Here is a 21,093-nt window from a genome sequence, read left to right as displayed (position 1 = left end):
GGCGCTTTTGTTAAAGTGAAAGCGCCTTTTTCAGGCTTGGCCTGATACCTTATTATAATTCAACATTCAACATTCAACATTCAACATTTTTATCGTCCGCCGAACTGGTTGTTCCACCACTCTTCAGGCGAGATCGTCTTCTGTTTGATAAACTCTTCGTCAAAACGGTATTCGTAGTGCTTGACGTACTCCATGATGATCTTGTAGGCTTCGATGATATCGCTGCTCATTTTGGTCGCGGTCTCGATCTCGTCAAGATGTTTATCGGGATGCCACTGGTGCATAAGGTTTTTGTAACGGGCTTTTATTTCAGGGAGAGAGGCACTGTCGCGAAGACCAAGGAGTGTTTTGGCCTTCATGACCTCTTCAAAGGAGTGCATTATAGAGGTGATTAATCTTTTTGCTGGCGCATATAGGTCGGAACGTCCAAGTAGTCATCGCTAATATCGCCGCCTACAACCATTTTCGGACGCAATGTTGCTTGCTGTTGCGTCATTGCCGGTTGAGTGTGTGTAGGCGTTTCAGAGATGAAATCATCGTTGTTCACACCTTGGTTGAGCTCCTTTTCAAAACCGGTTGCGACAAGCGTAATCCGGATAGAATCAACCGGCATAGATTCGTCGGTTGTTGTACCAAAGATAACATCAGCTTCTTCATCCGCACTTTCGTGAACGACCTCCATAGCCTCGGTCAGTTCCATCATTGGAAAGTCCGGGTGGATATGGAAATGGACAAGAACACCCATTGCTCCGTTGATCGACATGTTGTCAAGAAGCGGTGATTCGATCGCCGACTTGATCGCTTCATAAGCCGCGTTTTCGCCTTGGTGCTCACCGACACCCATCAGCGCCATACCGCGATGACACATGACGGTCTGCAGGTCGGCAAAGTCCAGGTTGATGTCGTTTTCACCGTGTGAAAGGATGACACCGGATGTTCCGCTGACGGCTTGGGCCAGTACCGAATCAACGATCTTGAAACTTTCACGAAGCCCAAGACGCTTATCGATGATGGAAAGAAGTTTATCGTTCGGAATAACAACGATAGAGTCACATTCGTTTTTAAGGTCTTCCAACCCTTTCTCCGCCAGTTTACGGCGTTTACTGCCTTCAAACTTGAACGGTTTTGTCACCACGGCGATCGTCAGGGCTCCGATCTCTTTTGCGATCTGCGCCACGATAGGTGCGGCCCCTGTACCTGTCCCGCCGCCGAGACCGGCAGCGATGAAGACGATGTCCGCACCGTCAAGGGACATGCGAAGTTCATCATAGCTTTCCAGTGCCGAATCTTTGCCGATCGACGGCTTCATCCCCGCACCGAGACCTTTTGTCAGTTTTCCGCCGAGCTGGATCTTCGTGTTGGCCAGAGAACTGTCAAGCACTTGCGCATCGGTATTGGCAACCACAAGCTCGATTCCGCTGACACCCTCTTTGATCATATGTCCGATCATGTTGCCGCCGCCGCCGCCGACACCGACAGCAACGATTCTAGCACCTGTCTGTCGCGTTGACTCTTCGATAATAAACATATCACTACTCATAACACACTCCTTGTTAAAATAACTGGGTCATCCAGTTCCAGAATTTTGAAAACGGGCCTGCTTCCTGTTCACCCTTAGACTTGAGAGGGGTGATAGGTTTTCCAATGTTTACAGTCGTGGATTTCGCAGAGTCTTCAGGTTCGCCGATCGTCGGAATGCCGATCTCTTCAGGTTCTTCGCTTGGCGGAATGTCCATACCATCAAAGTCATTTTTTGTATGACGCATCTTTTTATTGACATCCACTTCGTACAGTGAATATCCGTTCGCTTCATAACGCAGTAGACCAAGTGCACCGGAATAGGCCGGATTGCGAAGCTGGTCAAAGAGCCCTTCGACCTCTATCGGTCTGGCAATACGCACAGGCAGGTTGTCAAAGATGGCACTGGCCAATTCTCTCAGACCTACCATGTTTGTAAATCCGCCCGTTAAGACGATACCTGCCCCCATCTGTTCTTTAAGAGCACTTTTCTCCAGAGATTGGGCAATGATCATCAATGTCTCTTCGACACGTGCGTAAATGACATTGTGCACGACTTCCAGAGAGACCTCATGGGTTGAGTTCTCATCGCCGATGATCGGCAGCTCGATAAGATCGTTGTTCGGAGCGTGAAGCGAACCGTACTCCATCTTGACACTGTCGGCCACATTCAACGGTGTATGCAGCGCCATAGAGAGGTCATTGGTGATATGGTTTGAACCGACACCCAGGAAGTCGTTATAGCGGATAGAATTACCCGAATGAATGACGATATTGCTAGTGCTTCCGCCCATATCGACAACACCGACACCGAGCTCTTTTTCATCTTCATTCAAGACAGCGATGGCAGAAGCGTAACCGCTTAAGACTACGTTTTCCACTTCAACACCTGCGGCACGCACCGCTTTGCGGAGATTGTGGAAGTTTGATTTCTGTGTGGTGATGATGTGCGTCTCGACTTCCAGGCGGGAAGCGTTCATCCCCAGAGGATCTTCGATATAGTCCTGATCGTCCACTTTGAAATTAAAAGGAAGCGTATGCAGCACTTCATACTCATTGGGGATATTGGCATTGTAAAGTGACGTACGCATGACGCGTTCGATCTCTTTAAGCGTGATCTCCTTATTCGGGATGTTGACAATACCGCTGGAGACAAGGCTTTTTGTGTAGGCGCCGGAGATGCTGACAGTGGCTTTTTTAATATCTGTCCCTGCAACGCGTTTAGCATCTGCCAAAGCACTTTTGATCGATTTGGAAGCAAGCTCTATGTTGGTAATACTGCCTTTTTTAAGACCTTGTGCTTTAGCAATGCCGGCACCGATAATCTGTATATTGTTCTCTGAATCAATATTGGCAATAATTGCACAGATTTTAGTGGAACCGATGTCAATCGCTAAAACTGATCTACTCACTTTAATTGCCTCCTACAAATGATTCAACCGTGTATTTACTCTCAAGCATCTTGATCAATGAACGATCAAATATAGAATCTTTTAGACGTGCGACCTGCATCGCTTCAGTGGGCTCTTCATTGGAAAGTAGCTTCTGCTCCCTGATGTTGAAAAGGACGATCTTGTTTTCGTTTAGAGGCACATACCCGCGTTTTTGCGAAGCGACAAAAAGCTTTGAGACAAAAAGTTTTGTTTCCTCTTTATTGAGCCCTGCCAGCGTACTTGCCTGTGCCGGTGTAATGAAACCGCTCAATCTGCCTTTAAAGCTGGCGAGAGAGTTCTCGGCAAGTTGCTGAAGTTTTCGCGCACTTTCTTCTTTGGTGTAGTCGGCCAGAACAGCCGCTTTAGCATCTTCAAACGATTTTGGCGTTGCCGGATTGATCTGCTCAAGTTTTAATGTGATGTACGTGTCACCTGCTTTGCGCGGTTTAAGAAAAGGGCTTGTGATGTTAAGCGCAGCGATCTCGGCAAAGAGCTCTTTTGAGTACGGGTTATTGGCTTCATCGACAGTAATGGTTTCTGTTGCAACGTTCTCGTCCAGTTTCCCTTTTTTGAAGGCGATATAGTTGCGAAGCGCCTGTTTATTAGTCGCTTTATCGTCTAACGCAGCGATCACCTGTTCTTTAGCGTCTGCAAGTTCCAGAATCTTGCCTTGGGCATCTGTGAAATCGTGACGGTTGGCATTGTAGTACTCTAGAATGGCATTTTCATCTGCGTCTGCAGAAATTTTTTCCTGTGTGAGTACTTGAAGCGTGAATGATGGTCTGGTCATGTAGTTTTGCTGACGAGTCTCCCAGTAGCTTTTGACAGCTTCTTCACTTGTCTCTATGCTAACGTCTTGAGTATCAAGAATCTTATACTCAATTTTATCTGCAATATTTTTTGCTGTTGCAAAGACCTTCTCTTCAAGTGGAAGAGGGTCGCTTTGAAAAAGAGAGAGTACCTTCTGGATCAAAATGGAGTTGCGAAGATCACTCTCGTAATCAACGATGCTGAGTCTGTTCTGTTTCAAAATCTTTGCATAAAGATCTTTTGAGAATGTACCGTTTTCAAAAAACATATCCTGCGAGGTGATCACTTTTGAAAGTTCTTCTTTGGTGACCTCAAGGTTATAACTGTTAGCCAGATTAAGAATCAAGGCCTGCTCAACGACCTGACGCATCGCCTGCTGTTTTAAACCAAAACTTTCTGCCTGTTTTTCATCAAAATTCCCTTGGAAAATCTGGTTGTACTGACCATAAAGACGGCTATAGGCCTGCTGCCATTCACGTTGGGTGATCGAGATGTCACCCACTTTGGCAACGGCTCCTGCTTTTTCGCCGTAGCTGTACTGCCCCCAACCGACAAAACCTGCGCCAATAAAAGCGAATGTCGAAATCCATATCGTGATTACGAGGTATTTTCGGTGTCTTTGCATCCAAGTGATCATAGTGATTGTGCCCTTAATATATCAATTGGTTATATTTTATGTTTTTAAATATTAAACTAGCCTAAAAGTTCCCTAATTTAGGCAGATTGTCGCATTTTTTGCAAACACGGATTTCGCTATGATTAGATGACGAATTCGAATAAAGGGTAATTGATGAATAACAAGATGATGGCCGATCGGGACCTTGATGTAATCTGGCATCCCTGCACACAGATGAAGGATCATGAATTTTTGCCGATGATACCTATAAAAAAAGGCGAAGGTGTCTATCTCGAAGATTTTGAAGGCAATCGGTATATCGATGCGGTCAGCTCGTGGTGGGTCAATATGTTCGGTCATGCCAATGGCTACATCAACGCAGCGGTCAAAAAACAGCTTGACACACTCGAACATGTTATTCTGGCCGGATTTACCCATGAACAGGTCATCCGTCTGAGTGAAAGACTCGTCAAACTGACCCCGGAGGGGCTAACACGCTGTTTTTATGCCGACAACGGTTCATCTGCTATAGAAGTAGCATTGAAGATGAGCTATCATTTCCATAAAAACCAGGGCCGGGAGCGCTCTTTGTTTGTCTCCTTGAGTAACTCCTATCACGGGGAGACGATAGGGGCACTCTCCGTCGGTGACGTGGAACTCTACAAAGAGACCTATGAGCCGCTGTTAATTCGCTCTATCCAGACACCGGTGCCAAAAGATCAGAGTGAAGAAGCAGCACTTGAGGCGGCAGCTGCGTTGGCAGAATGTTTCAAAACAAGACATGAAGAGATCGCTGCTTTGATCGTAGAACCGTTGATCCAGGGTGCGGGTTCGATGCATATGTACCACCCGCTCTATTTGACGAAGGCAAGAGAACTCTGCGATGTTTACGGCATTCATCTTATTGCAGATGAAGTGATGGCAGGTTTTGGCCGAACGGGTACGATGTTTGCGTGTGAACAAGCCGGTATAACACCCGATTACATGGTGTTATCCAAGGGGCTTACAGGCGGCTATCTGCCGCTTTCCGTCGTACTAACAACGGAGGAGGTCTACGCTGCTTTTTATTGTGATTACGGACTTTACAAGGCCTTTTTGCATTCACATTCTTACACAGGAAATGCCTTGGCCTGTGCGGCAGCCAACGCAACACTGGACCTTTTTGAATCAGAAAATGTTATAGAAAAGAACAGAGACAACTCCAACTACATCGCGTCAAAACTGCAGGCTTTTGAGACGTTGGCCAATGTCAAAGAGGTAAGGCAGTGCGGCATGGTCGCTGCGGTTGAACTTGAGGGGTACGCACCACAGGAACGGATCGGGCTGAAAGTGTATGAATACGGCCTGAAGCATGGTGTACTTTTGCGACCGCTTGGCCATATCGTCTACTTCATGCCGCCTTATATCATCAGCAAGGAAGAGATAGATATTATGATGGACACGGCATACCAGGCCATCTCTCATCTCCCATCTGCAGTAGTAAAATGATTACTCCGGCTGTACGGCGATGGACTGAAGCGATCACTTCCATGTCCGGATGCGGGAATATGCACCGACTTACAACTATGATTTAGGATAGAGACCGTATTGAAAAAAGAGGATAATCTTAAGGAACTCAGCGTAGAGAAGATGCTGGAACGCAGTAGAAGCCATCAAAAAAGTAAACCTTCAGATACGGCAGTGCGCATCGGGATACTGCTTCTGCTTCCATACGTGCTTTGGCTGAGCAAATACAATGATGCTTATGTCGCCTCTATTCACGGCAAGATGATCCATCTGAATTTTGACGGGGTGATGCAGTCATTTCACAATGTGTTGAACAGTGCCAATATGATCGTCCATGAAGCGGGGCACGGAGTATGCTATCTTTTCGCTTGTCCGGAGTTGATAACGGCACTCAACGGCACTGTTTTCCAGCTGCTTCTTCCGATGATATTCATCTATTACTATTACAAAAGAGAGAACAGCATTGTAATGGGGCTAGGCGCTATCTGGCTTGCCCAAAATCTGGTTTACGTGGCATGGTATATGTCCACTTCGCATACGCCGCAGCGCTATCCCTTCTTTATCCCGGGTGCGGACAAGCATGATTTCTGGTTTATCTTCAGAGAAGTGGGCGTCTATGAGTATGACTGGCTGATATCAGGGGCTGTCCGGGTCATTGCCGTTGTTTTGTTGCTGGTTTCCTATGGTTACCTGCTTTATATTGCATTTTTAAAAAACGAGAGTAGACGACGGAGAGGATTCTATAAGTGGGGAACAAAACAGTGACCTTGTACATCGACGGCGATGCTTTTCCCAACCTACTCAAACCGATCGTGCTTCGCAGCATAGAACGCCTCTCTTTGCCGACCTATGTCGTCTCCAACAAGCGCATAACTTTGGGTAACTCCCACCATATTACCTACATCATAGTAGAGGAGGGTGCGGATGAGGCGGACCACCGAATTGTCGAGATGGTCAGAGAAGGGGATCTGGTCATTACGGCCGACATTCCGCTGGCCGACCGCGTCATCGCCAAAAAGGCCCACGCCATCGACCACAGGGGGGAGCTCTACAGCGTCGACAATATCAAGCAGTACCTCGCCATGCGCAACCTGATGGAAAAGATCAGAGAGAGCGGCGAGGTGACCAAAGGGCCCAAACCTTTCAGTCAGAAAGACGCCCACGAATTTGCCAACCAACTGCACCGTTTTTTGACAAAGCACCATTAACGCCGGCACGCTTCTTAAAAATAAGCCGTGAAACAGCCGCACCTCGACTGCTATATTTTTCTATAATCTCTCTTCGATAATATCTCGTCAGATTTATAATTTTTTGTTTTTAAGGCGATCCATGCAAAAGATCTTTATCGGGCGTACGTTCAGAGGCTCCATCACCCTGCCTGACACCAAAGAGGCGAAACAGCTCTTTTTCAGGGTCAAGCGGGCTTACGAGAAGAGAGAAACGCTCAATATCTCACTTTTGTTCGGTGCGAAGAGGCTCGCAAGGTTGAAAACGTATCAAAAAGGGGGTGCCAGAGAGGAGCTGCTGAACCTGGAACTCTATATCGAACTGGGGCAGATCCTCGGTTTCGATACGACGGATGCCAGGCAGCTGAAAAACGCCATCGAACTGATCAATGACACGGCGCATACGCATTTCAATATCGCCAAACGTGTCTCGCTTATCAACAAACAGGCCAAAAGCAGGACTGACCAGAGCTATCTCTTCTGGGATATTGAGAACTTCTCCAATATCACAGCTATCTTCAATGATCTGATCGAGCCAAACGAGATACCCGACGAACATATCTACCTTGCGGCCAACCCCGATTCGCTCTATTTGAAAAAAAAGGAGTGGGAGGCCAACCTGTATGATTACGGAAAGACACTGGACTCGTTCAATTTTACAAAATGCGACCATGGAAAAAATGTTGCTGATGATCTCCTCTTACAGAATTTTAAACGTCTTCGCCTTCAAAACAGTGATGTCTACATAATGACATTCGACCGGGAGCTGAAAGAGCGTTTTCTCGCCCACTGCCACAAAAGCAACAACCTCTTCATCATGAAAAAATAGTTGTCGGGAAAATAATGTATTGTTAAATCTTATATGTTCTCTTCTCCTTTAATCTTTGTTTACTATCTTGTTAGACAATAGTGCAACTAAAGATCAAAAAGGGCAACAATGCGTATTCGTATACTAGTGATAGGAACTCTTGTCTTCGCCTCTCATGTGGCGTTAGGCGATATGTTGGTGACATTGCCGCAACCATCACAGACACGCTCACAGCAGCCGTCTTCTTTCAAACATGAGATTGTACGTTCTCTGGTCTCGCGGGGGATAGAACACCAAGCCGCCGAAGCCATTGCCGCTGAGAGCGTGTCGGATGCGTATGATGCGACATTGCTGAGCCATATGATAGCAACGAAGATGGGTCTGCCGAAGAAAACGATCTATGACTACATTGCCTCTCAGGCACTGTTTCAAAAAGGTGTCGACCTGCGAAGCTATGCCGATGTGGTTGCCATGATGCATCAGATCAAAGGTTCTAGCGTGAGTAAAAAGGAACTGGAATCTATCAAAGAGTATATTTCGATAGTGTAAAGAGACGTTTTTGACTGCCTTGACAGCAAGGCAGCATAAATACGATGCTATATCAAAAATTTAACGGGCCGCTTTTTTGATAGTGTGAAGATGGATCGCAAATCCCAAGTTGACAAGCAGATTTTTTACCGCTAGGTCGGGGTCTTTGATGATCGGTGGAAGTTTGTAGATCTTGATACCGCCCTTTTCCAATACCTTCTCTACATTACTACAGCAGGTCTCAGCGATGATATAGTCGCATCCGTTTATTGCTTCGAGAATGATGTAATGATCGGCCAGATGATCGAGATCGTTTTTCACTCTATCGTTGCATCTGTCCGAACGCATCATCGGATCAAAGACAACACTTTCATCTTCTTCTGCCCATGGATTCTTTTTATGTTCCACGCAATCAAAGATGATCTTCTCTTTCTCATCTGTGACCTGGTAGACAGCAAAGGCGGGTGCTGTCCATGGATTGGAATGATAGACGCTGTTATCTGCGTTTAAAGGAACTGCAATTTTCATCTTCATAACGGATACTTCATGCTTTTGTTATCTGATTTTGACCTGTTTTTGAGATAAAAAATATAGTTTATTGATTAATTTATAATCAATAAATACACACCATAGCGATCTACCTTTGCAAGTCAAATGCAGCTGATGGTTATTTCATGACTGAGTAACGTTTGCTGAAGCTCGATGAAGACCGGTTTTAATAAGGTATACTTTTGAGTACTGCTTTGGAGAGAAAACACCCTGTTTCAGCGACTTATCGCAATGCTGTGAAGAGAGTATATTTGAGGAGTTTACGGTGAAGAACTTACTGATAATGCGCCATGCAAAATCGAGCTGGAAAGAGCTTGGCCTCCCTGATCATGAGCGACCGCTTAACAAGCGCGGACAACACGATGCCCCGAAGATGGGGCGGCTGATCCGTAAAAAAAAGCTGAAGCCGCAGCTGATTATCTGTTCCAGTGCAAAACGTGCACGCGAGACGCTCGAGCGCGTAACAGAAGCGTTCGGTTACAGTCAGGAGATCCGTTTCAGTGAAGCGCTGTACGGCGCCGGTCCGGAAGCCTATATCAAACTTCTAAAGGAACTTGATGAAGCGTATGACCGCGTCATGGTCGTGGGCCACAACCCCGGCCTTGAAGCGCTGCTCGAACGTCTTACCGGAGAAGAGCAAATACTGCCGACGGCAGCTCTGGCCCGGGTTGAACTGCCTATAAAAGGGTGGCGAAAACTGGGCGACTCCGTTGACGGCGAGCTGATCGATTTGTGGACACCTCGCCAGTTTTCGGAATGAAAGGCCTGCTCATCCGCAACAACTGCCTTATATTTTTAGTGTTATAATTATTGAAAAATGTAAAAAGGTTTCCTATGGGCTGGACCTGCCAATATGACTATAAAGGGTATTGCAAACGTGTTGAAAAGCCGTGTGTCCCGGGAATGAAAGGGTGTATCCTCAAAAGCAGCGATTACATCTTCAGCGGGGAACACCGTCAGATGCCTGAAAAAGAGGAACAGAAAAGAGAAGAGATAGATTTTGCGGAACTTGTGCGGAGTCATTGATATCTGCCTCTGGCTTTGCAAAGCGTTTCAACTATTCTGCAGCCATAGAGTATAACTTGTTCTTGCGTATTCATAATGATATGTGCTGAACTCCCAAACGCTCAGCGTTGATGGCCGATTTTCCTAGATATTCGCACCGTGGTAGAAATACTCTCCCATTCCAAGCGTGTAGAGCAGATTGCCGTAGAGCGAGTGCTCGATGGCGGTCAGCAGGAGCGAGCGGCTTTTGAGGTAGGTGTGGGCGAACAAAAGGCCTCCGAAGAAGGTAAAGATAACCGCGATCCAGTTCTCAAAGACGATGTGGACATAGGCAAAGAGCAGGGCGTTAAATGTAATGAGAAGCAGCGGACGGTTTTTGAAGCGTTTTTTGTAGCGGTAGAAGAAGAAACTACGAAACAGGAGCTCCTGGACGAAGGCCGAGAAAACAGGGTAGAACAGCATGACGGCCAGCCACTGCCACGGATCGGCTTTGAGCAGGGAGAGAAAGATACCCGGTTGGTAGAGCAGGGTGAAAAGCGTTATGGCGCTGCCGATCACAAGGAACCGTTTCAAAACATCATAGAGCGCCATGCGCTCAACGTCGAGCGGCAGTATTTTGATTTTGCTGCTGCGCAGGATGAGGTAGGCGTAGAGAGAGACGATCCACAGCAGAGGCATGACGGCCGCTTTAGGCAGCAGCCCCGAGACAACAAGCAACGGCGGAGTGACAAAGAGCAGGAGAAATTCGCTCAGCAATGCAGTTCTGTTCATGCCTTTACTATAGCACAGCTCTATTGCCGTTTGAGCAAAAGGAAGCTTTTTTTCGACAAATCACTCTCTCTTCGAGACCCAATAGAGTGTTAACGCTCTGCCTGTGAATATGCCTAATATGCAGTAGACAGCCACAGCGCCATAGACAAAAAAGAGAGCACCCAGCAGAAGAGATAAAACAGAAAAGCGTATAGCAAAGGTAAAATAAAATGAGATTGTACGTTTCACTGCAAGATTGCCCAACTGCCAATAGAGGTGCGAAAAATAGAAGATTGCAATGATATTTCCGAGTATAAAAAAAAGTAGCTCTCTCATTTTTTATAGATAAAAACTCTCCAGACAGAGTAGATGGCGACAAAAAGACCCAATATGATGAAGGTAACGGTCCAGGAGAGACCGCCGGCACCCACCTGTGTATGTTTATCCAGATAGTTGCCGAGATAACCGCCGATGACCATAGGCAGCGCCACCATCCATCCTATCGCACCGACGACGATGACCGTCTCCCAGAATATTCCTTTTTTGCGCCATTTCTGCATCCACGACGCTTTTTTGCCGATATGCTCCTCAAAGCTCTTCTTCTCTCCGTTGTTATTCAATTTCACGCTCCAGTTCGATCATCTTTTTGAAAAAAGCTTTTTGAAGGTTTTCCATGTTCAGGTGAAAGAGAGACTCCTTCTGCGTCTGTTCTTTGAAATACTGCTCTATGATCTCTTTGAGTTCGTCGATCCGTCTGCTCTGTGCAAACTCTTTTGTCGTGATCGTCAGCATCTCTTTTTTAAAAGAGAGGATGCCGCCGTTGAAGGCAAAATACTCCTCATCGTCATTGATGAGGGCAATGGCGATGGAGGGTTCCAAAATCGTTAGAAACTCGATATGCCTCGGCAATATGCCGAAAGAGCCGCTTCTGTCCTCGGCTCTGAAAAAAGAGATGTTGTCCACTCTCTCTATATGCGAGGGGGTGATGATGTGGGCACTAAAGGTCGGCTTCATCGATCGTCCCTATCATATAAAAGCGGCTTTCATCAATCGCGTCCATCTCGCCGGAGATGATCTTTTCACACCCTGCTATGGTGTCAGAGAGCGGAACGCTTTTGCCTTTTCTTCCCGTAAAGGATTCGGTCACAAAAAAGGGCTGGGTCAGGAATTTTTCCAGTTTCCTTGCACGGGTGACGATCAGACGGTCCTCATGGCTCAGCTGCTGCATACCGAGCATCGTAATGATGTCCTGCAGCTCTTTGTATTTAGCCAGCATCTCTTTCACCTCTTTTGCAACGCGGTAATGCTCGTCTCCGACGATCAGGGGATCGAGAAGTTTCGAATGGGACTCAAGCGGATCGATCGAAGGGTATAGCCCCTTGGCAGCATAGCTCCGCGACAAAATGATCGAGGTGTCAAGATGGGCGAAGACAGAGGCGACGCCGGGATCGGTGATGTCGTCGGCCGGCACATAGACCGCCTGCACGGATGTGATCGACCCCTCCGGTGTCGAGGCGATCCGCTCTTCGAGCTCGGCGATCTCGTTGGAAAGCGTCGGCTGGTACCCCACCCGTGAGGGGATTCTGCCGAGCAGGGTGGAGATCTCCTGTCCTGCCTGGATAAAGCGGTAGATGTTGTCGACAAGCAGAAGCACATCCTTATGCTCCTTGTCTCTGAAATATTCGCTCATCGTCAGCGCGGTCAACGGCGCCCTGTAGCGGATTCCGGGGGCTTCATTCATCTGCCCGAAGACCATGATCGTCTTCTCCATCACGCCGGATTCAAGCATCTGTGCATAGAGCTCATGCCCCTCTCGGATCCGTTCTCCGATGCCGGCGAACACGGAGACCCCGTGATGCAGGGTGATGGATTTGAAGATGAACTCCATCAGCAAAACAGTTTTACCGACGCCGGCCCCTCCGAAAAGCCCCACTTTTCCCCCCTGGATAAAAGGGGCCAGCAGGTCGATGATCTTGATGCCGGTCTCATAGATATTTACGGTTCCGCTTTGTGCCGATACCCCCAGAGAGGGCTCGAAAACTGACTCATAGTGTGAGAACGCATCGCCTTTAGCATCGATGGTGCCGCCCAGGGCATTAAAGATCCTGCCCAGTGTCTCTTCCCCTACAGGCACGTTGATCGGTTCAAAGGTTCTTCGCACTTGCATCCCTTTTTTTACCCCCTGCATGTACCCCAGAGCGACAGCCCTGACAAGATGCTCATCGAGCTGTTTACGTGTTTCAAAATAGAGCTCCTTCTCTTCTGTTTCAAGAATAAGAATCTCAAATACAGAAGGGAGCTCTTCTTCAAAATAAATATCACATACGGTCGAGTTGAGTGCGACGATCATTCCGGTCATGTCAATCTTTAATCTTTCTTGAAACTTAGATAGTCTATTATAACTAAACAACCGAAAAACACAACAGGTGTAAAATAAAGATGATAAATCAGGTTTTCCCCGAAGTTGTATTGACATTTGAGATCATGGGTATGGAGGTTATAGTAACCGATACCGTGGTGACAACATGGGGTATTATGATGGTTTTGGCACTGCTCTCTTTTTTTATCACTAAAAACCTTTCCGTTTCAAATCCGTCGAAGAGGCAACTGTTGGCCGAACGAGTCGTTATTGCGATCAGGGATACGCTGCAAACCTCTGTCCGGATCATGCCGTGGGCATTGGTCCCTTTTATCGGCACGATATGGATCTTTGTCGGTGTTATGAACCTTGTATCGCTCATCCCCTATTTTCACAACCCGACACGGGACCTGAGCACGACGGCGGCGCTCGCGGTCATCACCTTCTTTTCCATACACTACTACGGCATCCGTTTTGGCGGCCTTCGGAACTATCTGAAACGCTATATCGAACCTTCGGTCTTTCTGCTCCCCTTTAATCTTTTCGGAGAATTTTCAAGGATCTTTGCAATGGCTATACGCCTTTTCGGCAACATGCTGAGCTGGGAACTGATCATCGCCATTTTGATCGCTCTTGCCGGCTTGCTGGTACCGGTTCCTTTGATACTGCTGAGCATTGTAGGCGATCTGCTGCACGCCTATCTCTTCGGTCTGCTGACCTATATTTTCATCATAGGCGGCTTACAGGCGGAACACATCGAATCATCACAGGAGAATAAACATGGATAGCATGACGATCATTATCGCCGTTTCAATCATCACAGCCGGTCTGACCATCTCGATCGGCGGGTATGGACCATCAAGAGGTGAGGCAGATGCGCTGACCAAAGCAATAGAGACCATCGGAAGACAGCCCGAGTCGGCCAACGAAATCACGCGGCTGCTCTTTGTCGGCATGGCCATGGTCGAGTCGGTGGCGATCTATTCGTTGGTGATCGCGCTGATCATCCTCTTTGCCAACCCGCTGCTCAGCTACGTAGTCAAGTAGAGATCCCATGTTTGACTGGTGGACCTTCTTTTTCCAGGTCGTGAACTTTTTCATTGTCCTCTATATTCTCTACCGACTCTTTTTCAACCCGCTGAAGCGTATTATCCAAAAAAGAGAAGAGATGATCGCAGAGCGCATCAGGAAACTCGAAGAGGGTGAACAGCGTGTGGAGGAGGATGAAGCGCTCTATCGCGAAAAGATGAAAGAGATCCAGAGCCTGCAGGAAAAAGCGCTCGACGAAGCGCGTAAAAAAGCGCTGATCGAAACCGATCTACTGATGAAAGAGACCAACAGGGAAATTGAAAAGGCGTTTGAAAAAGAGAAACGGATCATAGAAGAGGCAGAGAAAAAATCCGAAAAAGAGATCAGGCAGAAAAGCCTGGAGTTCAGTCTCTACTACAGTGAAAAACTGCTGTCGGAGCTCAGCGATGAGCTGCTGCATGAAAAACGTACCGATCAGTTTTTACAGGTCCTCTCTGAAAGCGATGCGGACGAGATTTTGCTGCTCAAAGAAGAGCTCGCCGGCAATGCATGCGAGATGACCCTCTACACGCCGTTCCTCCCGCAGGAAAATATGAAGCAGAAGATCAAAGAGACGATCGAAGAACTTCTTCAGTGCGGTACGGTCGTACTGTATAGTATTCAGGACAGTTCACTGATATGCGGTATTCGTCTTGTCATTGAGAACAAGGTCTTCGACGCCTCCGTCAAAGGGGAGCTGGAGCGTTTCAAAGAGAAGATGGAGAACGAGTTGTAGATGGACAGAAAAAAATTTGTCGAGGAGACGTTTAAAACCCTCTATCATGCGGCGGAGAAAGAGAGACAGCTCTTCAGTGCGCAGGAAGAGGGGTATATCGCCAATATCAGTGACGGCATCATCGAGGTTAAAGAGCTTCCCCATGTCGGCTATTTCGAGCTACTGGAACTCCCCTACAACCTCTTCGCATTGGCACTCAACATCAAACAGGAGTCGGTTCAGGCCATCGTACTGGGCGAGTATACGCGGCTCAACGTCAAAGACCGTGTCCGCTACACCAACCGGAGCGTCTCGATACCTGTCGGGTATGAACTGCTGGGAAAAGTGGTCGATCCGCTTGTCTGTATGCTGGACGAACAACAGCCGATAGCGACAAAAGAGCACTATCCGATCGAACAGCAGGCCGTAGCGCTGATGGAAAGAGACTTTGTCAAAGAACCGCTCTATACCGGTATCAAGATCATAGACGCAATGATCCCCATCGGAAAGGGGCAGCGGGAGCTAATTATTTCGGACTCTTCACTGGGAAAGACCGCACTGGCAGTCGATACGATCATCAATCAGAAGGGGAAAGATGTTCTCTGTGTCTATGTCTCTGTCGGACAGCGGAAAACGCAGATCGCCCGGGTGATCAACGATCTGAAACAGGGCGGTGCCCTTTCGCATACGGTGGTGGTCGCAGCATCGGCAGATGCATCTGCCGGCATGAAGTTCATCGCCCCGTATTCCGGATGTGCCATCGCCGAATACTTCAGGGACCAGGGCAAAGATGTGCTGATCGTCTATGATGATCTCACCAAACATGCCGATGCCTACAGAAGCATCTCGCTGCTTCTCGAAATACCGCCCGGACGCGAAGCCTATCCCGGGGACATCTTTTTTATCCATTCGCGCCTTCTGGAGCGGGCAGGGAAAAGGGACGACAAGTTCAAAGGGGGCTCCATCACCGCGCTTCCGATCATCGAAACGCAGGCGGGAAGGCTATCGGACTATATCCCCACCAATCTCATATCGATAACGGACGGCCAGATCTACCTGGAGAGAGAGCTGTTCAACAAAGGGTTTCTTCCCGCCATCGACATCGGCCGCTCGGTGTCGCGTATCGGGAGCAAGGCGCAGCCTCCGGCGCTGAAAAAGATGGCCGCAAAACTCAAACTCGACTACTCCCAGTTTCTCGAAGTGGAGGTCTTTACCAAGTTCGGTGCCAAGGTGGAGCCGCAGACGCAGAAACTGATCGACAGAGGACGGGCACTGCGGGTCGCACTGAAACAGAAGCGTTTCGAACATATCGCGATGCCTGAAGAGGTTGTCATCTTCTTTTTGAGCAATGAGGGATACCTTCAGCAGCTGCCTCTGACGGAGATAGATATTTTTATAGACAAATTCATACGTCACATTAAAAAAGAGGCGCCGGAGATCCTGAACGCGATCGAAGTGACAAAAGAGATCGATGAGGCGTTGATCGAACGCCTGCGGGCCACTGCGGACGACTTTTTAAAAGTGTGGCACCGATGAGCAGCTCTCTGTCTCTGACAAAGAAACTCAAAAGCATCAAAGAGATCGAAGAGATCGTCTCATCGATGAAAGCATTTGCCAACTTCAATGTACAGAGCGCAATACACAAGCTTCCCTACCTGCGTACCTATCAAAGGAGCATTGAGGACTCGGTAGGGGACATTGTCACGCTTTTTCCGAATCTGTCGGAGATCGGCGAGACCCTCCCCGGCAGGACGATCTATGTTCTCTTCCTCTCCGAAGAGGGGCTTTGCGGTTTTTTCAATGAGAGGATCCTTGATTTTTTCAGCACGCTTCCCAAAGAAGGGCAGAGGACCGTCATCATAGGCGAAAAGGGCGCCGAGGAGGCCAAAGCACGCAAGACCGTCTGCAGCCGGTACCTCAAAGGGGCCTCTAATGTCGAAGCCATCGACACCTATACAATAGAACTCTCCGCCTACCTCAATGAACTGGTGACGAAAGAGCATCTGGGTATTTTGCACCTGGTCTATGCGAAACATAACGATGAGGGGGGTTATGATGTCGTCAACAAAAAGGTCCTGCCGCCCGATTTTTCAAAGTTCCACAAAAAGTCGATAAAAAAAGAGCCCCTCTTGTATCTTGAGGGGCATGAGATACTCAATGTCATGATCAAAGAGTACCTTTACACCTCCTGTTACAGGGCATTTCTCGAATCAGTTGCCAGTGAAAACCAGGAACGGCTCAACAGCATGATCCATGCCGCCAACGCGATCAAAGAGAGTGACCAGCTGATGCGGCTTGAACTCAATGCCCTTCGCCAGCAAGAGATCACGCAGGAGCTGCTGGAGATCGTCAACACCTACCGCTCGATGATGAAAAAAGAGGCGCAGCTGTAATGCGGTCAGTAGTATCATACCGTGACAACACGGCCCGGATGGAGGGGAGATGAGTTTTCTTTCCGATATCAATCCGATACTCTTTCTGGGCTGTTCGGTCCTTCTCGCATTCTATATCGGCCAGGGGGCACGCTTCTTCCGACTGCCGATGATCATCGGCTATCTGGTCACCGGCATCGTTCTGGGACCCTCGATGCTGAACCTGCTTGACCACAAAACGCTCGAGGGCCTTTCGTTCATCATCGACATCGGCCTGGGGATCGTCGCGTTTTCCATCGGAACGGAACTGGATTTCGCTTCGTTGAAGCGGCTCGGTTTCGGCATCGTTTCCGTCATCCTGGCCGAATCGTTCGGTGCATTTCTGCTGGTATTCCTCTCGGTATACCTCTTTTCGCAGGATCTGGTCCTTTCCATTCTGTTTGCTTCCATCGCCCCGGCAAGCGCCCCGGCAGGCACTGTTGCCGTGATCAAGGAGTACAAAGCCAAGGGGCCGATGACCAAAGCCCTCTACGCCGTGGTCGGTTTCGATGATGCCCTGGGGGTCATCATTTTCGGCTTTGCCCTCACTTTTGCGAAAGCGGTGCTGGTCTCGCGTGTCGCGGGAGAGGGTGCCCTCATCACATTTGAGGTATGGGAACCGTTGGCCGAAATAGCCCTGAGCATCGCAGCCGGCGCCGTGGCGGGATGGTTCTTTATCCGTCTGGCGGAGAAACTCGGTGAAAACGGAAAGATGTTCATTCTGGTCTTCGCAACGGTTCTGCTTTTGAGCGGCCTCTCCCTGCAGTTTCACGGCTCTCTGATACTGACCAACATGATGGCCGGCATCATCCTGACCAATCTCAGCCACCCCTACATGATACAGAAGGTCCGGCTTGCGATCGACACGGTTCTGCCGCTGATCTTCGTCCTTTTTTTCCTGGTGGCAGGCCTGCATGTGGAGATCTGGCTGCTCCCGTCGATCGGCCTTTTGGGAACAGTCTACATCGCTGGACGCTCTTTCGGTCTGGTCGGAGGGGCCTACCTCGGCAGTGCGATTGGAGGCATGGAGAAAAAGATCAGGAATTATCTCGGTTTCGGAATCCTGTCGCAGGCGGGGCTGGCGATCGGTCTGGGCTTTATGGCCAAAAACGAACTTGCCAAACTGGCCGAAGAGTATCAGATCGCCGATGCAGCGGCTATCGGAACGGCTATCTTGATCACGATAACGGCGACCTCCGTACTTTTTGAACTTGTAGGGCCTGTCGCGACGAAATTTGCACTGAAGAAAGCCGGCGAGATAGAAACAAGTCAAAAGAAAGGATAGCAGATGAATGGAGAGCACAGTAAAACGAACTGCATCAGGGATGTGCTGGCGAGGATCAAAGAGCGCACCCTGCCGACTGTCATGGAAACGGCCAGGCTTGATGAACTGATCGATGCGTTCGAGTGTTCAAGACACTCCCGGGTCCTCTATGCTGTTGACGCCGACAATAGATTTTTGGGCGTCATCGATGTCAACGACATCTCGCAGCATGTCCTGTTCCACTACCATGAACCGAGATTTGATTCACGGGCGCTCATCAGGATCGTCACCTCCGAATACGCAAAAGATTTCATCAAAAAGGAGAAGTGTGCCGCTTTGTTAGATGAAGATTATGAAATCGTCCTGCAGCGTATGATCAAATACAAGGCGGACGAGATTCCGGTTCTGTCGGAAGAGGGCGAGATACTCGGCGACATTACGATTGTCGATATGATCGAGTACTATATGCACAAGACCGGAAGGGACCGGCTGAATATTCTGCCGTAACACCTAAGAGAATGGGCTATCGGTCAAGGTCCAGGGATGTGGCGATGCGAAGGGTAAAGCAGGCGCCTTCTTCTCTGTTGAGGACAGAAAGGTCTCCCTGAAGATAATGTTTGGCGAGGCTCGAAGCGATATAGAGCCCCATTCCCGTACCGTGTTTTTTCCCTTTTGTTGTGAAGTAGGGCTCAAAGACATTGGTCAGGTTCTTCTGGGGAATACCTCCGCCGTTATCACTGATCTCCAGCACGATCTCGTCATTCTGGTGTATGGCCGAGATGCTGATGCGCCCGTCACTGCTGCGATGTTCAGAGATCGCGTCGATCGCATTGTAAACCAGAATCAGCAGAATCTGCAGGAGCGCATTTTTCCGGTTGTGTATTATCAGGTTCGGTCGGGCTTGATTGTCAAGGGTTATATGATGCTTTTTCAGCAGGCCTGTAACAAGAACGGAGGTCTCATTGAGCACGCTTTCAAGAGCAAATGTATTGAGCCCATTTTCTGGACGCATGAAATCGCGGAAATCATCGATCGTCTGGGAGAGATACTGCAGTGCCGAATTCGCTTTCTCATACTGTGCTTCCAGAAGCTCCGGTGTGAGCAGTGAGAGCTCCCCTTTGATGTAGATGTCCTGAAGCGCAAGGGCGATGATATTGAGCGGCTGGCGCCACTGGTGGGCGATGATCTCGATCGTCTCGCCGATAGTCGCCTGGCGCGACTGGTGCAGCATGATCTCTTTGCTCTGCTTTTCGGCCTCGATCGCTTTCTCCATGTCCGCGGTGATCTGCTGAACGAAATGGCTCATCGCACTCGAGTGCAGGGAGGTGCGGGCATGATGTTTGTGCTCTAACGGATTGATCCGAAGAGGGGGTATTTCTCCTTCGCTCAGCCCCAGGACGGTCATCGTCTGGTTTAAAAAGAGGTTGCACTTTTCGCACGGTGCATGGTAGAACTCCCCGTAGGTGTAAAAACCGTTTGTCATGGCGAAGCGCTGAAGCTGGAGCGTCTCCTGCTCGATGTCATCTCCCACCAGTGAAAGGCGGGCGATGCAGCTGTAGGCAAAGAGGGATTCGACCGGTTTGTCGATAAAATACTCTTCATCCACATTGGCACCGGCCATAATCCCCTCACTGTCGCCGAAACCGAATTGGAGCATTGTTCCTTCTTCGATGGAGCCTGCGAAGCTGAGCGAGCCGTCATCATGTTTCACCATAACGGCGCGGGCGACCGGCATCGCCTTATCGGTGATGATCATCGGAAATTCCAGGCCGATATCGGGGAGCATCTGGGCGATCTGGTCGCCGAGGTAGCGTTTGTAGATCTCGATGATCGGCGTATGGTCGAGTTCCCAGACACGGTTGCCCCTGGACTTCGTGACCTTGAACGTTCGACCCAGACCGACCCAGTTGAAGTTGAAACTGTTATAGACTTTCAGGGCCTCCCCGAACAGCAGTGCGATTGCAAAGCCGCTGTTGGTGCACCCCTCTTCGGTGAAGACAAAGGTCTCTTTGAAACGGTGGTCGTCCGATGCCATTCCGCCGGCTATGAGCAGATTCGGTTCTACCTCCGAGATCCCCCGAAGCAGGACCTCCCCGTCAATACGGAGCCCTTCGGAAAAGACGATGGCCGCTTTGGGCGGCATTACGGAGCTGTTTCGGAGTCTGCGTGTCAGATCGAAGGCGTCTTCAAAAAGATTTTTGTTGGAGAAGACGATCCCGGTATGTACCTCGGAACAGCAGAAGGTGCTGACCGTCAGCAGGGTCTGCTGGTAGCTAAGCCGTCCTGCCTGGATCTTGGCTCCGGCGGTCGCCCCGAGTATCTTGGCATGGGGAACACGTGCTTTGATCCGATCTATAAGATCGTTGATCTCTTTGGCAGTGTTAAGAGAGGTAAAAACTTGAACCAGGACTTCCCGTGCTTTGCAAAAATCAGTAGAGATAAGGTCAGGGTCGGTATATGTTTCACTTTTCATCGTGTAATTATACTATGACTCGATAGCGTTTAGGTCTCTGTCGAGAGAAGTAGG

Annotated in this window: 24 protein-coding genes; 14 read left to right on the top strand and 10 right to left on the bottom strand. The window is 48.8% G+C overall.

The annotated features are described in order from the left end of the window. Positions 1-89: 89 nt before the first annotated feature. Genes WCY20_RS09035 through WCY20_RS09020 form a run of 4 tightly spaced genes read right to left on the bottom strand, consistent with a single transcriptional unit; the run spans position 90 to position 4,386 of the window. Positions 90-380 (bottom strand): J domain-containing protein, encoded by a 291-nt coding sequence (locus WCY20_RS09035; RefSeq protein ID WP_345974511.1) that lies wholly within the window; start codon positions 378-380, stop codon positions 90-92. An 11-nt stretch (positions 381-391) separates the two neighbouring features. Continuing rightward, positions 392-1,540, bottom strand: coding sequence for a cell division protein FtsZ (gene ftsZ / locus WCY20_RS09030; protein ID WP_345974509.1), 1,149 nt, complete (start codon positions 1,538-1,540; stop codon positions 392-394). Between the two features lie 13 nt (positions 1,541-1,553). Next, positions 1,554-2,930 (bottom strand): cell division protein FtsA, encoded by a 1,377-nt coding sequence (gene ftsA, locus WCY20_RS09025; protein WP_345974507.1) that lies wholly within the window; start codon positions 2,928-2,930, stop codon positions 1,554-1,556. A 1-nt stretch (position 2,931) separates the two neighbouring features. Further along, the gene (locus WCY20_RS09020; RefSeq protein WP_345974505.1) at positions 2,932-4,386 is read right to left on the bottom strand and encodes a peptidylprolyl isomerase; all 1,455 of its coding nucleotides are present in this window, start codon (positions 4,384-4,386) and stop codon (positions 2,932-2,934) included. A 165-nt stretch (positions 4,387-4,551) separates the two neighbouring features. Between WCY20_RS09020 and WCY20_RS09015 the strand changes: the two genes are divergently transcribed. From WCY20_RS09015 to WCY20_RS08995, 5 genes are all read left to right on the top strand, one after another. Continuing rightward, entirely contained in the window at positions 4,552-5,865 is a 1,314-nt protein-coding gene (locus tag WCY20_RS09015; protein ID WP_345974503.1) for an adenosylmethionine--8-amino-7-oxononanoate transaminase, read from the top strand. 99 nt (positions 5,866-5,964) lie between these two features. Further along, on the top strand, positions 5,965-6,648 hold the full coding sequence (locus WCY20_RS09010) for a hypothetical protein (protein ID WP_345974501.1): 684 nt from the start codon (positions 5,965-5,967) through the stop codon (positions 6,646-6,648). Continuing rightward, positions 6,645-7,091: a YaiI/YqxD family protein gene (locus WCY20_RS09005; protein ID WP_345978243.1), complete on the top strand. Its 447-nt coding sequence runs from the start codon at positions 6,645-6,647 to the stop codon at positions 7,089-7,091. The genes WCY20_RS09010 and WCY20_RS09005 overlap by 4 nt, the downstream gene beginning before the upstream one ends. Positions 7,092-7,212: 121 nt before the next feature. Beyond that, positions 7,213-7,938 (top strand): hypothetical protein, encoded by a 726-nt coding sequence (locus tag WCY20_RS09000; RefSeq protein ID WP_345974499.1) that lies wholly within the window; start codon positions 7,213-7,215, stop codon positions 7,936-7,938. A 108-nt stretch (positions 7,939-8,046) separates the two neighbouring features. Beyond that, on the top strand, positions 8,047-8,466 hold the full coding sequence (locus WCY20_RS08995; RefSeq protein ID WP_345974498.1) for a hypothetical protein: 420 nt from the start codon (positions 8,047-8,049) through the stop codon (positions 8,464-8,466). 60 nt (positions 8,467-8,526) lie between these two features. Here the strand turns inward: WCY20_RS08995 and WCY20_RS08990 are convergent, their stop codons facing one another. Continuing rightward, positions 8,527-8,973, bottom strand: a complete 447-nt coding sequence (locus WCY20_RS08990) for a hypothetical protein (protein WP_345974496.1) — start codon at positions 8,971-8,973, stop codon at positions 8,527-8,529. A gap of 286 nt (positions 8,974-9,259) precedes the next feature. Between WCY20_RS08990 and WCY20_RS08985 the strand changes: the two genes are divergently transcribed. After that, on the top strand, positions 9,260-9,754 hold the full coding sequence (locus WCY20_RS08985) for a histidine phosphatase family protein (protein ID WP_345974494.1): 495 nt from the start codon (positions 9,260-9,262) through the stop codon (positions 9,752-9,754). Between the two features lie 74 nt (positions 9,755-9,828). Further along, positions 9,829-10,020 carry a hypothetical protein gene (locus WCY20_RS08980; protein WP_345974492.1) on the top strand — a complete coding sequence of 64 codons (192 nt, stop codon included), beginning with the start codon at positions 9,829-9,831 and terminating at the stop codon, positions 10,018-10,020. Positions 10,021-10,143: 123 nt separating this feature from the next. On the opposite strand, the gene WCY20_RS08975 is transcribed toward WCY20_RS08980, so the two are convergent. From WCY20_RS08975 to atpD, 4 genes are all read right to left on the bottom strand, one after another. Further along, positions 10,144-10,770 (bottom strand): CPBP family intramembrane glutamic endopeptidase, encoded by a 627-nt coding sequence (locus WCY20_RS08975; protein ID WP_345974490.1) that lies wholly within the window; start codon positions 10,768-10,770, stop codon positions 10,144-10,146. Between the two features lie 311 nt (positions 10,771-11,081). Then, positions 11,082-11,369, bottom strand: a complete 288-nt coding sequence (locus tag WCY20_RS08970; RefSeq protein WP_345974488.1) for an AtpZ/AtpI family protein — start codon at positions 11,367-11,369, stop codon at positions 11,082-11,084. After that, a complete protein-coding gene (locus tag WCY20_RS08965) occupies positions 11,362-11,763 on the bottom strand; it encodes a hypothetical protein (protein ID WP_345974486.1) in 402 nt (133 codons plus the stop codon). The genes WCY20_RS08970 and WCY20_RS08965 overlap by 8 nt, the downstream gene beginning before the upstream one ends. Further along, complete coding sequence (atpD, locus tag WCY20_RS08960; RefSeq protein WP_345974485.1) at positions 11,747-13,108, bottom strand: F0F1 ATP synthase subunit beta; 1,362 nt, start codon at positions 13,106-13,108, stop codon at positions 11,747-11,749. The genes WCY20_RS08965 and atpD overlap by 17 nt, the downstream gene beginning before the upstream one ends. An 80-nt stretch (positions 13,109-13,188) precedes the next feature. Here atpD and WCY20_RS08955 point away from each other — a divergent pair, with 80 nt between their 5' ends. The 7 genes from WCY20_RS08955 to WCY20_RS08925 are packed head-to-tail and all read left to right on the top strand — an operon-like array spanning position 13,189 to position 19,073. After that, positions 13,189-13,896: a F0F1 ATP synthase subunit A gene (locus WCY20_RS08955; protein WP_345974483.1), complete on the top strand. Its 708-nt coding sequence runs from the start codon at positions 13,189-13,191 to the stop codon at positions 13,894-13,896. Then, positions 13,889-14,155, top strand: coding sequence for an ATP synthase F0 subunit C (gene atpE / locus WCY20_RS08950; protein WP_345974482.1), 267 nt, complete (start codon positions 13,889-13,891; stop codon positions 14,153-14,155). Before WCY20_RS08955 ends, atpE begins: the two co-directional genes overlap by 8 nt. A 7-nt stretch (positions 14,156-14,162) precedes the next feature. Further along, positions 14,163-14,912, top strand: coding sequence for a F0F1 ATP synthase subunit delta (locus WCY20_RS08945; RefSeq protein ID WP_345974481.1), 750 nt, complete (start codon positions 14,163-14,165; stop codon positions 14,910-14,912). Further along, on the top strand, positions 14,913-16,427 hold the full coding sequence (locus tag WCY20_RS08940) for a F0F1 ATP synthase subunit alpha (RefSeq protein ID WP_345974480.1): 1,515 nt from the start codon (positions 14,913-14,915) through the stop codon (positions 16,425-16,427). Further along, positions 16,424-17,284 carry a F0F1 ATP synthase subunit gamma gene (locus tag WCY20_RS08935; protein WP_345974479.1) on the top strand — a complete coding sequence of 287 codons (861 nt, stop codon included), beginning with the start codon at positions 16,424-16,426 and terminating at the stop codon, positions 17,282-17,284. Before WCY20_RS08940 ends, WCY20_RS08935 begins: the two co-directional genes overlap by 4 nt. A gap of 49 nt (positions 17,285-17,333) precedes the next feature. After that, positions 17,334-18,587: a cation:proton antiporter gene (locus tag WCY20_RS08930; protein ID WP_345974478.1), complete on the top strand. Its 1,254-nt coding sequence runs from the start codon at positions 17,334-17,336 to the stop codon at positions 18,585-18,587. A 3-nt stretch (positions 18,588-18,590) separates the two neighbouring features. Then, entirely contained in the window at positions 18,591-19,073 is a 483-nt protein-coding gene (locus tag WCY20_RS08925; RefSeq protein WP_345974476.1) for a CBS domain-containing protein, read from the top strand. Positions 19,074-19,089: 16 nt separating this feature from the next. Here WCY20_RS08925 and WCY20_RS08920 read toward each other — a convergent pair whose 3' ends face one another. After that, on the bottom strand, positions 19,090-21,039 hold the full coding sequence (locus tag WCY20_RS08920; RefSeq protein ID WP_345974474.1) for an FIST N-terminal domain-containing protein: 1,950 nt from the start codon (positions 21,037-21,039) through the stop codon (positions 19,090-19,092). Between the last annotated feature and the right edge of the window lie 54 nt (positions 21,040-21,093).

The sequence above is a fragment of the Sulfurimonas sp. HSL3-7 genome (assembly GCF_039645985.1).
Taxonomy (GTDB): Bacteria; Campylobacterota; Campylobacteria; order Campylobacterales; family Sulfurimonadaceae; genus Sulfonitrofixus; species Sulfonitrofixus jiaomeiensis.
Note: the sequence above shows the minus strand (reverse complement) of the source record. Positions and strands in the feature narration are given on the sequence as shown.

Bases quoted from the DNA above. Each gene is read 5' to 3' on its own strand.
- WCY20_RS09035 (WP_345974511.1), bottom strand. From the start codon at position 380: ATGCACTCCTTTGAAGAGGTCATGAAGGCCAAAACACTCCTTGGTCTT.
- ftsZ (WP_345974509.1), bottom strand. From the start codon at position 1,540: ATGAGTAGTGATATGTTTATTATCGAAGAGTCAACGCGACAGACAGGT.
- WCY20_RS09020 (WP_345974505.1), bottom strand. From the start codon at position 4,386: ATGCAAAGACACCGAAAATACCTCGTAATCACGATATGGATTTCGACA.
- WCY20_RS09015 (WP_345974503.1), top strand. From the start codon at position 4,552: ATGAATAACAAGATGATGGCCGATCGGGACCTTGATGTAATCTGGCAT.
- WCY20_RS09000 (WP_345974499.1), top strand. From the start codon at position 7,213: ATGCAAAAGATCTTTATCGGGCGTACGTTCAGAGGCTCCATCACCCTG.
- WCY20_RS08995 (WP_345974498.1), top strand. From the start codon at position 8,047: ATGCGTATTCGTATACTAGTGATAGGAACTCTTGTCTTCGCCTCTCAT.
- WCY20_RS08990 (WP_345974496.1), bottom strand. From the start codon at position 8,973: ATGAAAATTGCAGTTCCTTTAAACGCAGATAACAGCGTCTATCATTCC.
- WCY20_RS08980 (WP_345974492.1), top strand. From the start codon at position 9,829: ATGGGCTGGACCTGCCAATATGACTATAAAGGGTATTGCAAACGTGTT.
- WCY20_RS08975 (WP_345974490.1), bottom strand. From the start codon at position 10,770: ATGAACAGAACTGCATTGCTGAGCGAATTTCTCCTGCTCTTTGTCACT.
- WCY20_RS08965 (WP_345974486.1), bottom strand. From the start codon at position 11,763: ATGAAGCCGACCTTTAGTGCCCACATCATCACCCCCTCGCATATAGAG.
- atpD (WP_345974485.1), bottom strand. From the start codon at position 13,108: ATGACCGGAATGATCGTCGCACTCAACTCGACCGTATGTGATATTTAT.
- WCY20_RS08955 (WP_345974483.1), top strand. From the start codon at position 13,189: ATGATAAATCAGGTTTTCCCCGAAGTTGTATTGACATTTGAGATCATG.
- atpE (WP_345974482.1), top strand. From the start codon at position 13,889: ATGGATAGCATGACGATCATTATCGCCGTTTCAATCATCACAGCCGGT.
- WCY20_RS08945 (WP_345974481.1), top strand. From the start codon at position 14,163: ATGTTTGACTGGTGGACCTTCTTTTTCCAGGTCGTGAACTTTTTCATT.
- WCY20_RS08940 (WP_345974480.1), top strand. From the start codon at position 14,913: ATGGACAGAAAAAAATTTGTCGAGGAGACGTTTAAAACCCTCTATCAT.
- WCY20_RS08935 (WP_345974479.1), top strand. From the start codon at position 16,424: ATGAGCAGCTCTCTGTCTCTGACAAAGAAACTCAAAAGCATCAAAGAG.
- WCY20_RS08930 (WP_345974478.1), top strand. From the start codon at position 17,334: ATGAGTTTTCTTTCCGATATCAATCCGATACTCTTTCTGGGCTGTTCG.
- WCY20_RS08925 (WP_345974476.1), top strand. From the start codon at position 18,591: ATGAATGGAGAGCACAGTAAAACGAACTGCATCAGGGATGTGCTGGCG.
- WCY20_RS08920 (WP_345974474.1), bottom strand. From the start codon at position 21,039: ATGAAAAGTGAAACATATACCGACCCTGACCTTATCTCTACTGATTTT.